Origin of the sequence: Pseudomonas sp. 13B_3.2_Bac1, assembly GCF_025466205.1 — a bacterium.
In the GTDB taxonomy this organism is placed as follows: Bacteria; Pseudomonadota; Gammaproteobacteria; order Pseudomonadales; family Pseudomonadaceae; genus Aquipseudomonas; species Aquipseudomonas fluorescens_H.
Genome location: NZ_JANLOG010000046.1, coordinates 86816 through 100842, shown reverse-complemented (window position 1 = coordinate 100842; position 14027 = coordinate 86816). Strand labels below are relative to the sequence as shown.

General features: G+C 59.5%; 13 protein-coding genes. 5 read left to right on the top strand and 8 right to left on the bottom strand.

Annotation, left to right across the window (positions count from 1 at the left end; genetic code table 11):
• The 3 genes from NTD85_RS07055 to NTD85_RS07045 form a co-directional block, all read right to left on the bottom strand.
• Positions 1 to 1401, bottom strand: a complete 1401-nt coding sequence (locus NTD85_RS07055) for a PLP-dependent aminotransferase family protein (protein ID WP_262141792.1) — start codon at positions 1399 to 1401, stop codon at positions 1 to 3.
• Between the two features lie 48 nt (positions 1402 to 1449).
• Positions 1450 to 2910, bottom strand: coding sequence for a hypothetical protein (locus NTD85_RS07050; RefSeq protein WP_262141791.1), 1461 nt, complete (start codon positions 2908 to 2910; stop codon positions 1450 to 1452).
• 547 nt (positions 2911 to 3457) lie between these two features.
• Complete coding sequence (locus NTD85_RS07045) at positions 3458 to 4480, bottom strand: zinc-dependent alcohol dehydrogenase family protein (RefSeq protein ID WP_103483494.1); 1023 nt, start codon at positions 4478 to 4480, stop codon at positions 3458 to 3460.
• Between the two features lie 270 nt (positions 4481 to 4750).
• Between NTD85_RS07045 and NTD85_RS07040 the strand changes: the two genes are divergently transcribed.
• Positions 4751 to 5680 (top strand): LysR family transcriptional regulator, encoded by a 930-nt coding sequence (locus NTD85_RS07040; RefSeq protein ID WP_007963542.1) that lies wholly within the window; start codon positions 4751 to 4753, stop codon positions 5678 to 5680.
• A 50-nt stretch (positions 5681 to 5730) separates the two neighbouring features.
• On the opposite strand, the gene NTD85_RS07035 is transcribed toward NTD85_RS07040, so the two are convergent.
• Complete coding sequence (locus NTD85_RS07035) at positions 5731 to 6909, bottom strand: sugar transporter (RefSeq protein ID WP_003225034.1); 1179 nt, start codon at positions 6907 to 6909, stop codon at positions 5731 to 5733.
• A 274-nt stretch (positions 6910 to 7183) separates the two neighbouring features.
• Here NTD85_RS07035 and NTD85_RS07030 point away from each other — a divergent pair, with 274 nt between their 5' ends.
• On the top strand, positions 7184 to 7552 hold the full coding sequence (locus NTD85_RS07030; protein ID WP_003225036.1) for a hypothetical protein: 369 nt from the start codon (positions 7184 to 7186) through the stop codon (positions 7550 to 7552).
• A 32-nt stretch (positions 7553 to 7584) separates the two neighbouring features.
• On the opposite strand, the gene NTD85_RS07025 is transcribed toward NTD85_RS07030, so the two are convergent.
• A complete protein-coding gene (locus NTD85_RS07025) occupies positions 7585 to 7869 on the bottom strand; it encodes a hypothetical protein (protein WP_003225039.1) in 285 nt (94 codons plus the stop codon).
• A gap of 66 nt (positions 7870 to 7935) precedes the next feature.
• Positions 7936 to 8346, bottom strand: coding sequence for a hypothetical protein (locus NTD85_RS07020; RefSeq protein WP_262141790.1), 411 nt, complete (start codon positions 8344 to 8346; stop codon positions 7936 to 7938).
• A 99-nt stretch (positions 8347 to 8445) separates the two neighbouring features.
• Here NTD85_RS07020 and argP point away from each other — a divergent pair, with 99 nt between their 5' ends.
• A complete protein-coding gene (gene argP, locus NTD85_RS07015) occupies positions 8446 to 9372 on the top strand; it encodes an HTH-type transcriptional regulator ArgP (RefSeq protein WP_103483496.1) in 927 nt (308 codons plus the stop codon).
• A 77-nt stretch (positions 9373 to 9449) separates the two neighbouring features.
• On the opposite strand, the gene NTD85_RS07010 is transcribed toward argP, so the two are convergent.
• Both NTD85_RS07010 and NTD85_RS07005 read right to left on the bottom strand, forming a co-directional pair.
• Entirely contained in the window at positions 9450 to 9998 is a 549-nt protein-coding gene (locus NTD85_RS07010) for a GNAT family N-acetyltransferase (RefSeq protein WP_103483497.1), read from the bottom strand.
• Entirely contained in the window at positions 9995 to 10552 is a 558-nt protein-coding gene (locus tag NTD85_RS07005) for an RNA polymerase sigma factor (RefSeq protein WP_262141789.1), read from the bottom strand. The genes NTD85_RS07010 and NTD85_RS07005 overlap by 4 nt, the downstream gene beginning before the upstream one ends.
• Positions 10553 to 10817: 265 nt before the next feature.
• Here NTD85_RS07005 and sctW point away from each other — a divergent pair, with 265 nt between their 5' ends.
• Both sctW and sctV read left to right on the top strand, forming a co-directional pair.
• Positions 10818 to 11927 carry a type III secretion system gatekeeper subunit SctW gene (gene sctW, locus NTD85_RS07000; protein WP_003225051.1) on the top strand — a complete coding sequence of 370 codons (1110 nt, stop codon included), beginning with the start codon at positions 10818 to 10820 and terminating at the stop codon, positions 11925 to 11927.
• Entirely contained in the window at positions 11924 to 14017 is a 2094-nt protein-coding gene (gene sctV, locus NTD85_RS06995) for a type III secretion system export apparatus subunit SctV (protein ID WP_003225053.1), read from the top strand. Before sctW ends, sctV begins: the two co-directional genes overlap by 4 nt.
• Positions 14018 to 14027: the final 10 nt, after the last annotated feature.

Below are 14027 nucleotides of genomic sequence, written 5' to 3'. Positions count from 1 at the left end.
TCATTCAAGAGGTGCCAACCGCAGTGCATCGCCCAGCAGTGCAATCGCCCCCGCCAAACCGCTGTCACTATGATCCAGCAGGTTCAGGCGCAGATGACGACGGTGCAATCCCTGCAAACTGAACAGTTCGCCCGGCGCAATCAATATCTGTTGCCGGAGCAGGCGCTGGAACACATCGCGCATGTCCACCGGACGCAGTGCCCGCACCCAGACGGTCGCCCCGCCTTGCGGTTCGACGACCTGAAGTACATCGCCCAAACGCTCGCGCAGCAAGTGAATCATCGGGGTCCGACACTCCCTGAGGAGCCTGCGAAGTACATGCAGGTGCTGGTCGATCCGGCCGTTTCCAAACAGTCGGGCAATGGCTTTCTGACGAATCGGGGACAGTCGGAACGATCGCATCAGAAAATGCCGCAGCATTTCGTTTTTCCATTGGCGCGATAACACGAACCCGTAAGGCGCCTCGATGCCAATGATTTTCTCGAAGGAGGAGAAGATCAACAGCCGGTCAGGATCCAGCCGATCACGCAAGCGCTCGCCGTCCACTCCCTCGCCAAGCTCGCCATAGCAATCATTTTCCAGCACCCAGGTGCCATGCTCGCGAAGCAGTCCGGCAATGATGTCGCGGTTATCCGCAGGAACCTGCGTGCCACGGGGCATGCTCAGGCCCGACGACAGGAGAATCAGCCGCACGCTTTCAGTCTTGAGCAGTGTTTCCAGAAGTTGCGGCTCCAGCCCGCCACAGGCCAGCAACGGCAGCTCGATCACGCGCACCTCTGCCGCCTGCAGCAACCGCAGTATCAACCAGTCACAAGGCGACTCGACCAGAACGGTTGCGTGTTTGAGTTGCAGAACGGCAACCAGGATTTCCAGTACCCCGCGCAGATCCGCACCGATGTAGACATCCTCGGCATGCCAGCATTGCCTCGGCGAGGTGGTGTAGCGGGCCGCCAGCGCAGCGCGCAACTCCGAGTCACCACAGGGCTGACCGAGCAACAGTGGCTGCCGGGGGTACTGGCGCAGCAGTTCGCGCTCCATCAACAGCAAAGGGCTGTCCAGCGATTGGAGTGAAACCGGATCTTCGGCACTCAACAATCGCATCCCCGGGCGCCGCGCATTGACGTAGACCGTTTCGAGCAGATCATTGCCAAACGCTGGCTGCGTAACCTGCGCCACCGCCCGGGCGTAGTACCCGGACTTGGCGACTGAATAGATCCTGCCTTCCTTCTCCAGCAACGAATACGCGTATTGAATGGTCGAGATCGATACGTTCAGACGATTGGCCAACTGGCGCAACGACGGCAGTCTGGCATTGCCGTCGCCAGCCGACTCCGCTATCAGCCGCATCAGGTAGCGATAGACCGCCTGATAAGCAAAACCGGGCTCCCGCGCAGTCTTCATGAGCCCAATACCGTTGACACAGATGCGCCGAAGAATGGAGCGCTCACCTCAACGTTCCGCTGATCTCTCACCCACACTGGCGTCGATAGCCGTTTGGTGTACGGCGTCTGCTGCGTGCGGGGCGGCGCCACGCACCGGCAATGACTCCATGGCGTAGAGACGACTGATCAGCCTGACCGGCAAACCACTGACATCCGTCATCCATTGCAGCACTTGCTCCGGGCCGTGCAGACCCTGCATGGCACGATGCAAATCGGGCATCGCCACCAACATGCCGGGATGACAACGGCGCAGGAACCGCTCGAGGCCGGCACCACGGTCAATGAACGGCGTGAACAACAGGCAGACCCATTGGGTTTCATTCAAGCCGTAGGTCGCGTGAATGCAGTTCGCCGCGGCCTCGCGCAGTTCATCCAGCGCCGGGTGTTGCCCCAATCTGGCAATCATCTGCTCGCATACCGGTTCCGGCACCCGTTGCTGCTGCATGGTCGCCAGCATGTGCTGAACATGTTGGGAAAACCCGGTTTCATAGCTGCGGCCGTCGAGGAACTCCGCCTCCAGGCCGCGCAAATGGGCCTCGATCAACGGGTCGGCGTATTCGCCCTCGCCCTGGTGGAACACCCACTCCTCTGCCTGAAACCCGAGAAACTCGCTGAGCAGTGGCCAGCGTTCTTCCAGGTTGCCCACCGCCATGTCGTGAATGTCGACAAACGTTGTACGACGGCATGACTCGAACCCGTCTTCCGGACGCCAGCAGCGGCGCTCGGATTCGGCGTAAAAACCACGATATAAGTCCCCTCCCAATCCGTCGAGCAAGGCGAACAGCTCATCGAATGTTCCGGCATTGGGCGGCAGCGCACCGAGACCCGCCTTTTGCACCGCCCGATCGAGGTTATCGATGAATTGCTTTTGTCGACGCGGCGACTCGCTGGCAACCCAGGCGTCGACACCATTGCCCCAGCGGGCGATCTGGCCGCAAAACTCCGCCCAGGCCAGGCATGCGTCATCCCACAACTCAAGCTTTTCGTCCGAGGCCCGTCGATGCCCCATCATCAGAAGGTTGGTGCGATTGGCTTCCGTACTGTCCTTGTCGGGTGGCGCCAGGTGATTGAATGGCAACACCTGACGATGATCCACCATCAGCAACTCGACCCGGGGATCGTCGTACAGAAACAGGGCGGCGAAGCTGCGGTGCATATTTCCGGGCGCCGCCCCCGCTCCGCTCCAGCGCAATGTGGCCACACGCAACTGAAAAGTGGCCGGCGCTCGACCAGCGATACTCAGCTGCGCGGCGCGCAGCAACGCCAGGGTATAGCAACTGTCACGGGTACCGGACGGCGTCACCATGACCTTGTATTCACCCATGCGCTCCATTCCACCGGCGGCGACCACCAGCCGCTGAATCAGCAATTGCAATGCTGTACGTTCGGCTCTGGAAAAGAAGCTCAGCAGACGCTGCAATACTTGCTGATAGACATAGTTCATTGCCTGATCATGGATCGTGCTCATCAGTACTTTACCCGGCGTAAAAAATTCATATCGCGCATCAGCAGTGAAGCTGGCGCAATAAATTCATCAATAAGTAATAGACGATCAAATACTAACACTTATGCTTTTGAAGTTATTTGAAACACTTGACGCATGGAAGTCGATATCTTCGCCACTCTAGGTGACGTAAACCCGCGTCACCATTGAGTTTTTCCTGAGCGAAAAATATCTGAGGAAACTTCTTACAGCGTCCCACGAACATTGAGTACAAGAAAAGCAGAACGACAATAGGAAATAACCTACAGCCATTAAACAGAAACCGGTATATCGCCCACAGGAGGAAATATTAAACACGGCAAACAAAACAGAATGCACAGACATGGCTCATTCCTTGAGATGAAAGTAATCATTCAATTATCAGGGCTTAAATGCCGATTAGAAGATACAGATAGCGGACAAAAACCGGTTCAGATGCACAACCGGCCACGCACCCTGTCCGGTATGTCTGATTATTGGCGAGGGATACAACGCAAGAGTCCGTGGGGCCACGGACTCTGTTTGGAGGGCGTTACGCAGGTTCGACCTGAAGGGCGACCCGTTCGCGGCATGGGCATTCGTCCATGTAGCGATGTGCTTCGACGAACTCGTTGAACGGGAAGACCCGAGTCTTGAGTGGCAGCAGTACGCGGTCGGCGGTGAGCTGATTGATGTCACGCAGGGCACGCTGCAAGGCGACGTGGTCCTGGGTGATGCCCAGCTCGGGCTTACCGGTGAAGTTACCGATGCAGTGTACGAAGAACTGAATGTTTTTCTGGAACGCCGCACACGCCGGGAATGGTGTCTGGTTACCACCCTGCAGACCGTACAGAACCAGGCTGCCACGTGGCGCGAGCACATCGCCGAGCAACGACATCTGCGGGCCGCCGAGACCATCGAATACCACGTCGACACCACGGCTGTCGGTGATCTTGTTGATGCGCATCAACAGATCTTCTTCCTCGGTGACGATGACTTTCTCGGCACCCAGCGACAGCAGATATTCGCGCTCTTCAGCGGTTTTTGTCGCCGCGATCACCCGCACACCCAAGGCTTTGCCCAACTGTACAAAGGACGGGCCGGCGCAATGGCTGGCGTCAGTGACCAGGGCAAACTGCCCGGGTTTGACCCGTGCCAGATCGGCGTAGGCAAAATAGGCGATCAACAGCGGTGTGTAATGCACGCTGGCTTCTACCGGGCTGAGCACATCCGGATAGCGGGTCAGCGCGGTGCGTGGCAGCACGATCTGCTCGCCATACACCGGATAGTCGTTCGGACTTTGCGCCGGGAAACTGGCCACCTTGTCGCCAACCGACAGATCGCCGATACCGTCACCGACGGCGGTCACCACACCGGCCATTTCATGGCCGAGACCAGACGGCAGGCGCGCCTGGGACGAGGCCAGGTTCTGACGCCAGAGAATGTCGTACCAGCTGATGCCGATCGCTTCGACACGCACCTGCACTTCGCCGGGACCTGGCTGAGCGGCCGCATGCTCTTCGCATTTGAGCACCTCGGCCGGACCAAACTTGTGAAAACGGATCGTGCGGGACATCGCAAACCTCGTCAAAGTAACCTCTAATGCCCTGAACTCTATCTGGGCTTTTGACCCAAGACTATCAGTGGCTATTAATAGTCGACATGCCTGTCATTGATTCCGCAGTATGGACGGCATTGGCAAAATCGATGAAAAAAATACCGCAACCGGCTCGGTAAAGCTGAATTTAGCGGTGCAGAGTACCAGCCTTTCCCCGTAATATTCATGCCGGCCATTGTTCTCATATGGCCGCTCTCGTCAAGCTTGATGACTCTGCCAGGACTCCAGATGAATCGTAATGACCTGCGTCGTGTCGACCTGAACCTGTTGATCGTATTCGAAACTCTGATGCACGAACGCAGCGTGACCCGCGCCGCCGAGAAGCTTTTTCTTGGCCAGCCGGCAATCAGTGCGGCGCTCTCGCGCCTGCGCAGCCTGTTCGATGACCCGTTGTTCGTGCGCACCGGGCGCAGCATGGAACCGTCCGCCCGCGCGGTGGAGATCTTCGCCCTGCTCTCCCCGGCGCTCGACTCGATTTCCACCGCCGTCAGCCGTGCGGCTGAGTTCGATCCGGCCACCAGCACTTCGGTATTCCGTATCGGCCTGTCCGACGACGTCGAATTCGCCCTGCTGCCAATGCTGCTCAAACGTCTGCGCGCCGAAGCACCGGGCATCGTGCTCGTCGTGCGTCGGGTCAACTACATATTGATGCCGGGGCTGCTGGCTTCTGGCGAAATCTCCATCGGCGTCAGCTACACCACTGACCTGCCGGCCAACGCCAAACGCAAGGTACTGCGTCGCAGCCAGCCGAAACTGCTGCGCGCCGACACCGTGCCCGGACCGCTGAGTCTGGATGACTATTGCGCGCGCCCGCATGCGCTGGTGTCGTTCGCCGGCGACCTCAGTGGTTTTATTGATGAGGAACTGGAGAAGCTCGGGCGCAAGCGTCATGTGGTGCTGGCCGTGCCGCAGTTCAACGGTTTGAGTACGTTGCTGGCCGGCACCGACATCGTCGCCACCGTACCGGATTACACCGCCGATGCACTGACGGCCGCCGGTGGCGTGCGGGCGGAAGACCCGCCGTTGCCGACGCGCACGTTTGAGCTGCACATGGCGTGGCGCGGGTCGCAGGATAATGATCCCGGGGAGCGTTGGTTACGGTCGCGGATTCAGATGTTCTTCGGCGACCCGGACAGTCTCGAGTTGCCTGCGCATTGAGCAGGCAACGTTTCAAATGAAATGCGCCCGGCGGCTTGTAGTCCTTGAACTCAAGCCACGGACCGGGCCAAGCGATACAGCGACAGGCAGTAAAACGCCAGCGCCGACGCCGCCAGCATCCCGCCCACCACCCCAATGTAAGCAAAGCCAAACTGACTCCCCACCCAACTCCCGACCAGTGCCCCGCCGCCGATACCGATGTTGTAGATCCCGGAAAACAACGCCATCGCCACGTCGGTAGCGTCCGGAGCCAGCACCAGGACTTTCGACTGCAACGCCAACCCGAAGCCCATGATCGCCATCCCCCAGAACACACTCAGCACGCCGAGGTATGAGACGTTGCCGCTCAACGGCAACAGCGAAGCCAGGCACAAGGCGAGCAACGACACGCAGATGATCAGAAAGCGCTGCGGGTTATAGCTGTGCAGGTAGCTGAACAGCAGCGAGCCGAAAATCCCGGCGCCGCCGAATAACAGCAGCAGGAGCGTCACCACATCGCCGCTCATGCCCGCCACAGTCAGAACGAACGGTTCGATGTAGCTGTAGGCGGTGAACTGTGCCGTCACGACCAGCGCCGTCAGGACATAGATGGCCACCAGTGCCGGCCGCTTCAACAACACGGGCAGACTCTTGAGCGAGCCGGAGTTCTGACTGGGCAGCAACGGCAGCACCTTCGCCAGACAGAACACCAGCGCCGCCGCAAAGCCGGCGATCACGATGAACGTGGTGCGCCAGCCCATGGCCTCGCCCAACAAGCGGCCGAGGGGAATGCCCAGCACCATCGCCAGCGAAGTACCGGTTGCCAGCAAACCCAAGGCCTGAACCTGTTTGCCCGGCGGCGCGAGGCGTACGGCCAGAGACGCGGTGATCGACCAGAACAGCGCATGCGACAGCGCCACACCGATCCGGCTCACCAGCAACACACCGAAGCTGGTCGCCAGACTCGACAGAATGTGACTGGCGATAAACATTCCAAACAGCACGATCAACAGCCGTCGGCGCTCGACATTGCGTGTCAGCAGCATGATCGGCAGCGACGTCAAAGACACCACCCACGCATAGATAGTCAACATCAGGCCAACCTGCGCGGTCGACATGTCGAAGCTGCTGCCGATCGAACTCAACAGACCGACCGGTACAAATTCGGTGGTGTTGAACACAAACGCAGCCAGTGCCAGGGCAATCACTGCGTACCAGTTGCCGTTGTTTGTCGCCGTAGAATCACTCATTTAAACGTCGTATTACTCTTCGATGATCGTGCGTAATTGTACGCATGCGATCCGTGCCCATCTGTCGGTTTTTTGTACACCCATTGCCGAAAAGCCTCATACGACAGGTGGTTCGATGACGACTGTACTATAAAGATTTGGTGACTTGTCCAACGGGTTGAAGCGCTCGACGTTCACTTTCGAGTGTCCCCTCGATCCCTCAAGCACGGGCATCAGGCCAGCGGACCAGGACGTGCAGCCCCTGAATGTATGACCTCACTTCCTGGAAATTCCCATGAAAACGCCTCATACCTGCGCTGCACGCGTCATTCCCCTCCTTTTCCTGACATTCAGCGCTGCCGCCACGTTAAGCGGTTGCATGAGCGCTGAACAACAAGCGGCTGAAGACCGTCAGACATGCGCCGGTTACGGCTACGTGCAAGGCTCTACCGAGTTTGCAAACTGCATGATGATCTCCGACCAGAAACGCAAGAAGGCCGTTGCCGATTGGCAAGCCCAGCAAGATCGGGAGTGGCAACAGAAAACCGCGAAACCCGCCATGCAGGAATGTAATACCACCGAAAGCGTCGACGTTCAGGGGGACGCGTCAGCCGATGGCCAAACCACACGAACCAAGTCCAACACGGTATGCATCGGTCAATAAGGCGAGGTCTTGAATGAGACCATCTCCCTCGCTCATTGCCCTGAGTAGCCTTTGACGCGCATGCAATCATTCGTCAGGTCGATCTGTTTTTCCGCAATGACGATCCCGTCACCCACGGCACTGCCCATGCCGTGGGTTGTATCGTTTGCAGCAGGGCTTGAATGGTAGCTGGCGGTCGCGGCCTTGGCCTGGTACTGGCATTCAGCTTTGTCGTGCTGGATATCGGCGGCACTCGCGCCGGGCCTGGACCAGTCATGCACGGATGTCACACAGGCGCTCAACAGCGTCGCAAGCAACGCAATCATCAATAACTTCATGGTGTGTACCGCCGATAGATTAAAAGTTGCAATGTTCCTGGCTGGCTCGAATCGCCGAAACAGCGATCACTTGCAGACGAATGTCACGTTAGCCACGTCATTCCCGGGATCGAGCGGCAAGCGCGATTGCACGTCAAACACGTCGATCTGCTTGCCGAGCGAAGCGCACTTCTTCCCGGCGCCGCTAAGCGCCATCCGACGGGCCTCTGAATGAGTGTGGCGGGACGGCTGTGTTTTTGCCGAGACCTGATACTCATAAGGACCGAGTTTCAGGTCGTGGGATTGCCAGACATAGTTGCCGACCAATGCAATGGCGCTCACAGCGATGATCATATTGAGTTTCATGGCAAGTATCGGACGCTGCATATTTGAATGCTCATCACGCCCACCTTTCTCTGTGAATAAAGCCTCATTGCTGTCATTCGGAAAATCGGATGACACCCGGTGCAGTGTGTTGCGCGGGCTGAAACCGCTCACTGTCGCCGCCGAGCAATGATTGAGCAGCGCTATGTTTAAGTGAAGAAAAACGCAGTATCTTTCAGTAACGATTAGAAATACTTAACCAGAGCGACAGCCATGCAACTCGACGCAAAACAGATGCAGGCGTTCCTCGCCGTAGTCGACAGCGGCAGTTTCGAGAAGGCTGCGGAACGTCTTAACGTGACGCCGTCGGCGGTGTCGCAACGCATACACGCCCTTGAAGTTCGCTTGGGCAGCTCGGTGGTGGTTCGCGGACGCCCGTGCGAGCCGACGCTGGCGGGACGAAAACTGATGCTCTATCTGCGCCGTGCAACCGTGCTCGAAGAAGAACTGCTGAACGAGCTGACCGGCGATGAACAGGATCACCTGCGCGTGGTCATTGCCGTCAATGGCGACACGCTGGCGACATGGTTCTTTCCTGCACTGGCCGAGATATTCGTCAGCGAAAACATTTTGCTCGACGTCGTGGTCGACGATCAGGATCACACCTATGCCTTGCTGGAAAGCGGCCAGGTCATCGGCTGTATCGGCACGCGTTCGCAGCCTATGCGCGGTTGTTTCGCTGAGCTGCTGGGTCCGGTGCGTTACCAGTTGGTCGCATCGCCAGAGTTTCAGCAGCGCTGGTTTGCCAAAGGCCTGACCCGCGCGGCGGCACGCAAGGCGCCGGTATTTGCCTATTCGCGCAAAGACACCCTGCAGTCGGAGTTCATGCAGTCACGCTTCGGCCTGCACGCAGACGCTTACCCCACGCACTACCTGTCACTGCCAGAGGCTCGTCTGAAAGCCATTCGCCGCGGACTCGGCTACGGCATGGTGCCGTATATGCAGGTCAGCGATTTGCTGAAAAGTCGCGAACTGGTGGATGTGGCGCCGGGGCATTTCACCGATGTCGAGCTGTACTGGCATGCGTGGGCGTTGCAATCACCGCGCATGGAAATGCTCTCCGAGCGCGCCGTGCACGCAGCACGACGGATCTTGAGCAGCAAAGGACCGGTGAAGCGCTCGACCATGTCTAGGAAGTAACCAGCGCCGCTGCCGAGGCTGCCCTCGGCAGCGGCGACGCGAGTCACCGCTGCACAGCAGCAAATGCACATCTGCCCTCAGTCCGGCCCCGCCTCAAACAACGGTAGACCAAACAGCAACACGTCCGCCCGCTCCTCGCCAAACCGGGCGATACCTGGCAAGCGGGCCCAGAGTACCGCGCCGATGGATTGCACGATGTGCTGGCTAGGCACGTTGGCGGCCATGATCCAGGCGACCAGGGTTTCCAGGCCGAACTGACGCCCGAGGATCACCGTCGCATGGCCCAGGCGCACGCCAATGCCACTGCCGTAGCGATCGGCGCGCACATAAATGGCGGTTTCACCGGTGTTGCGGCAGGCCTGGGTGCCCCAACTGAAGCGGTTGATCGACAGCCAGCCGACCACTTCGCCGCCGCGTTCAAGCACGTAGACGGGCAGGCCATCGCGCTTGTACAGATTGATATAGAAAGTCACTTCCTCAAGCGTCATCGGCCGGGTCACTGGCGAGTTGGCACCCGTGCCGGCGGTTTCGTTGAAGATCTCCATCATCGCCGGCAGGTCGGCATCGCAGGACTCACGCACACCGCGTGGCAGGGTCATGGGTTGGCTATGACGAAATCCGTTCATGCGCTGGCCCTCCCGGTGTAGACACTGCACTTCAACTGGCCCCGGGCCCTGGCCAGACGTGAACGCACCGTGCCGATGGGCACGCCCAGTTGCTGCGCGGCGTCCTGATAGCTGATGTCGGAATCCACCACCAGATCGATCACCGCGCGCATGTCCACCGACAAGTCGTCGATGGCCTCCAGCGTGCGCCTGAGCAGGCGCTGGTGCTCGCTGACCTGGCTCGGGTCGTGGCCATATTCCAGACTTTCGATGCCTGCCTCTTCCAGCACCGCGCACTGCGGCCGGCGATAGAAGTTCTTGAAGTAGTTGCTGACCAGGTTAGTGGCAATGCCGAACAGCCAGGTTTCCGGTTTCGACGCCCCGGTGTACTTGTGCTGGTTGCGCCAGGCTTCCAGATAAGTCATCTGCATCAAGTCATCGACATCGGCCGGGTTGAACACTCGCTTATTGATGAAACCGCGCAGCTTTTTCTCGCTGCTGTGTGCCAGCCCGCCCAGGTCCAGTTCGATGGCGGCAATGACTTTCGCTTCCGTTTGAACACTACTCGATTCCACGCTTGTTCCCTCATCACTCACGCTATGCCGACAGTGGCGGGAGGGATAGAGAGCAGCGAGCGTACCAACCTTGGTACTTTTACAACTTGTTGTTTTTAAACACTTTTAAAAAACGAAAAGCGCGTTTTTTGCCATTTGTTGCACTTTCGACAAAATGCTTGTGCCAGTTCTTGCACAGTCAAACGGGCCGCTTCGCGCCCAGGGAACCGGACGCCGGCAAACGCCACTCACTGCACACCTGAATAGCGGTGGAACGTGCGCCTCCATGAAAATTTCCAACTACAACGATGCCCTGCCACTGGACTTGCTGCCGCGTCCGCTGTTTGGCACCGAAGCCACTGCGGCCACGGCGAAGAACCCGCTGATCGACTCCATGGAAGAGGTGGCCCTGAAGTTCAGCGAAAGCATCGAGCGCCACAGCAAGAGCCTCGACGAGCGCCACATCAGCGATGCTTCCCGAGGGCAGCGCGTGGAGCGCATCGAGAAGCTCGTCGAGCTCTATCGCCTGCTTGATCACGGCGACCAGCCGAGCCTCGAACAACAGGCGCGGCGCATGCAGCAGCAACTGCAACAGCAGCCGTCGCTGCAGGCGGCGCTGAGCGTCGCGGACAACGATCCGGCGCGCACCGACATCCTGCTGCAACAGGCGATGCGCCTGTCATTGGCTGAAGGTCTGGACGGCGAGGCGCAGAATACGCGCGAGCTGATCGACGAATTGCGTCTGGTGCACGGTGACAAAATCCGAGCGGGCTTCAATACCGCCAGCGCCATCGCCCTGTTCAGCCGCGACCCGCAGCAACGGGCGGCGATGCGTCAGCTCTACTACAAAGCCATCGTCGGCCAGCAACCCTTGGCCAGCCTGCTCGAAGCCCTGCTCGAACACTTCAGTGAAGAGCAATTCGCCCGCGGCCTGCGCACCTTGCAACGGGCGCTGGCGGACGACATCGCCGCCCTTTCGCCCTCGTTGCCCGGTAACGTTCTCGGCTCGATGTTGCGCGGCTTGGGCTCCTGCGGACAGCTCAACAATCTGATCAAGGCTTGCCACGACCTGTTGCAGCGTTTGAGCCAGAAACAACGCCGCGAAAGCATGACGCCGCTGGCCATGAGCAAACGGCTGCTGCGCTTTTGTGCCAACGGTTTCTTCGCCCGCGACCTGACGCTGCTCAGCGATGACACTTTGGACAACGCTCCGCACTTGCAGCCGCTGTATTTCAACGGGCTCTATCCACTGCTGCAAAATCTGCCGCTGGTGTTGTGGAAGGACCTCAAGACCCGGCAAAACGGCCTGCGCCTGTTGCATAACCTGATGGAGCAACTGGCCCGGCAAGAACGCCAGGCCATGGGGCTGGTCGAGCCGGGGCGAGGTCTGCAATGAATCGCCTGATCCACGCCCTCAACCGCCTGGCGCTGGCGGTGATGCGCCGCACCGAAATTGTCGGCGCCGTGATGGTCATGGCCATCGTGTTCATGATGATCCTGCCGCTGCCCACCGCATTGGTCGACGTGCTGATTGCGCTGAACATCTGCATCTCTTCGCTGCTGATCGTGCTGGCCATGTACCTGCCGCGACCGCTGGCGTTCTCGACGTTTCCGGCAGTGCTATTGCTGACCACCATGTTTCGGCTGTCGCTGTCGATTGCCACCACCCGCCTGATCCTGCTGCAACAGGATGCGGGGCACATCGTCGAAGCCTTCGGCAGTTTCGTGGTGGGCGGCAATCTGGCGGTGGGTCTGGTGATCTTCCTGATCCTGACCATCGTCAACTTTCTGGTGATCACCAAGGGCTCGGAACGGGTGGCCGAAGTCGCCGCGCGCTTCACCCTGGATGCCATGCCCGGCAAACAGATGTCGATCGACAGCGACCTGCGCGCCAACCTGATCAACGTGCGTGAAGCCCGTCAGCGGCGCGAGCAATTGTCCAAGGAAAGTCAGTTGTTCGGTGCCATGGACGGTGCGATGAAATTCGTCAAAGGTGACGCCATCGCCGGTCTGGTGATCGTCTTTATCAACCTGATCGGCGGCTTCTCCATCGGCGTGCTGCAAAACGGCATGCAAGCCTCCGACGCCATGCACCTGTACTCGGTGCTGACCATCGGCGACGGCCTGATCGCGCAGATTCCCGCGCTGCTGATTTCCCTGACTGCCGGCATGATCATCACCCGGGTAGCGCCGGACAGTCAGGCCGGCGACGCCAACATCGGCCATGAAATCGCCGAACAATTGACCAGTCAGCCCAAGGCCTGGGTGTTTTCCTCGATCGGCATGCTCGGCTTTGCCGCGATCCCCGGCATGCCCAGTCTGGTGTTCATCAGCATCAGCCTGATTTGCCTGTTCAGTGGCCTGATTCAGCTGTGGCGCATTCGCCAGAAGCAGATTCTCCAGGATCACGACGGCGCCACCCGCAATGGCGCGCCCGAGCTCAATGGCCGCGAAGACATCCGCCGCTTTAATCCGTCCCGCGCCTATTTGTTGCAGTTCCATCCCGCCCACAAAGGCAGTGCGGCGCTGGAGCGTTTGCTGCACGGCATTCGCCAGCGACGTAACACCCTGGTGCACCGTTTCGGCTTGACATTGCCTTCGTTCGATCTGGAGTTCAGCGAGGATTGCGCCGAAGACGAATTTCGATTCTGCGTCTACGAAGTGCCGCTGATTCGCGCCACCTGGAGTGAAACCCTGCAAGCCGTGCATCTGCGCCAGTGCGGGGAGCTGCACGACGGCGAGCCGGGGCGCGCGGAGCGTGATGAGAGTGAATGGGTGTGGTTTGCCCCCGACCATGCGCTGTTGCGCATGAGCAGTGTCGAGCCGGTCAGTGCCGAGGAACTGATCCTCGAACGCATGAGCCGCGCCTTCCAGGCCACCGGCCCGCAGTTCATTGGCCTGCAGGAAAGCAAGGCGATCCTCGGCTGGCTCGAAAGCGAACAGCCGGAGCTGGCGCAGGAGCTGCAACGTACCCTGCCCCTGGCGCGTTTCGCCGCCGTGCTGCAACGGCTGTCCGCCGAGCTGGTGTCGCTGCGCTCGGTACGGCCGATTGCCGAGACGCTGATCGAACAAGGGCAACACGAACGCGACCTGAACGCCCTCACCGATTACGTGCGCATCGCCCTCAAGGCACAAATCTGCCACCAGCACACCGAACAAGGTGCGCTCAATGCGTGGCTGATCACCCCGGAAACCGAAGTGCTGCTGCGCGACGCCCTACGCCAGAGCCAGAACGAAGCCTGGTTTGCCCTCGAACCGGAACTGGGCAATGCCCTGCTCGAACAACTGCGCCACGCTTTCCCGCTGCGCTCGCGACCGGCGCCGGTGCTGCTGGTGGCGCAGGACCTGCGCAGCCCGTTGCACGGTTTGCTCAGGGATGAATTCAACCATGTTCCGGTGCTGTCCTTCGCCGAGTTGCTGTCCTCGGTGCAGGTACAAGTGCTGGGACGCCTCGATCTGCAAGAAGCCCATGCCTTGATGGCCTGACGGAGTGATG

What these genes read in the sequence shown, in the direction of transcription:
- NTD85_RS07055 (WP_262141792.1), bottom strand. Translation starts at nt 1,401, where the DNA reads ATGAAGACTGCGCGGGAGCCCGGTTTTGCTTATCAGGCGGTCTATCGC.
- NTD85_RS07035 (WP_003225034.1), bottom strand. Translation starts at nt 6,909, where the DNA reads ATGAGTGATTCTACGGCGACAAACAACGGCAACTGGTACGCAGTGATT.
- NTD85_RS07030 (WP_003225036.1), top strand. Translation starts at nt 7,184, where the DNA reads ATGAAAACGCCTCATACCTGCGCTGCACGCGTCATTCCCCTCCTTTTC.
- sctV (WP_003225053.1), top strand. Translation starts at nt 11,924, where the DNA reads ATGAATCGCCTGATCCACGCCCTCAACCGCCTGGCGCTGGCGGTGATG.
- NTD85_RS07045 (WP_103483494.1), bottom strand. Translation starts at nt 4,480, where the DNA reads ATGTCCCGCACGATCCGTTTTCACAAGTTTGGTCCGGCCGAGGTGCTC.
- sctW (WP_003225051.1), top strand. Translation starts at nt 10,818, where the DNA reads ATGAAAATTTCCAACTACAACGATGCCCTGCCACTGGACTTGCTGCCG.
- NTD85_RS07050 (WP_262141791.1), bottom strand. Translation starts at nt 2,910, where the DNA reads ATGAGCACGATCCATGATCAGGCAATGAACTATGTCTATCAGCAAGTA.
- argP (WP_103483496.1), top strand. Translation starts at nt 8,446, where the DNA reads ATGCAACTCGACGCAAAACAGATGCAGGCGTTCCTCGCCGTAGTCGAC.
- NTD85_RS07025 (WP_003225039.1), bottom strand. Translation starts at nt 7,869, where the DNA reads ATGAAGTTATTGATGATTGCGTTGCTTGCGACGCTGTTGAGCGCCTGT.
- NTD85_RS07040 (WP_007963542.1), top strand. Translation starts at nt 4,751, where the DNA reads ATGAATCGTAATGACCTGCGTCGTGTCGACCTGAACCTGTTGATCGTA.
- NTD85_RS07010 (WP_103483497.1), bottom strand. Translation starts at nt 9,998, where the DNA reads ATGAACGGATTTCGTCATAGCCAACCCATGACCCTGCCACGCGGTGTG.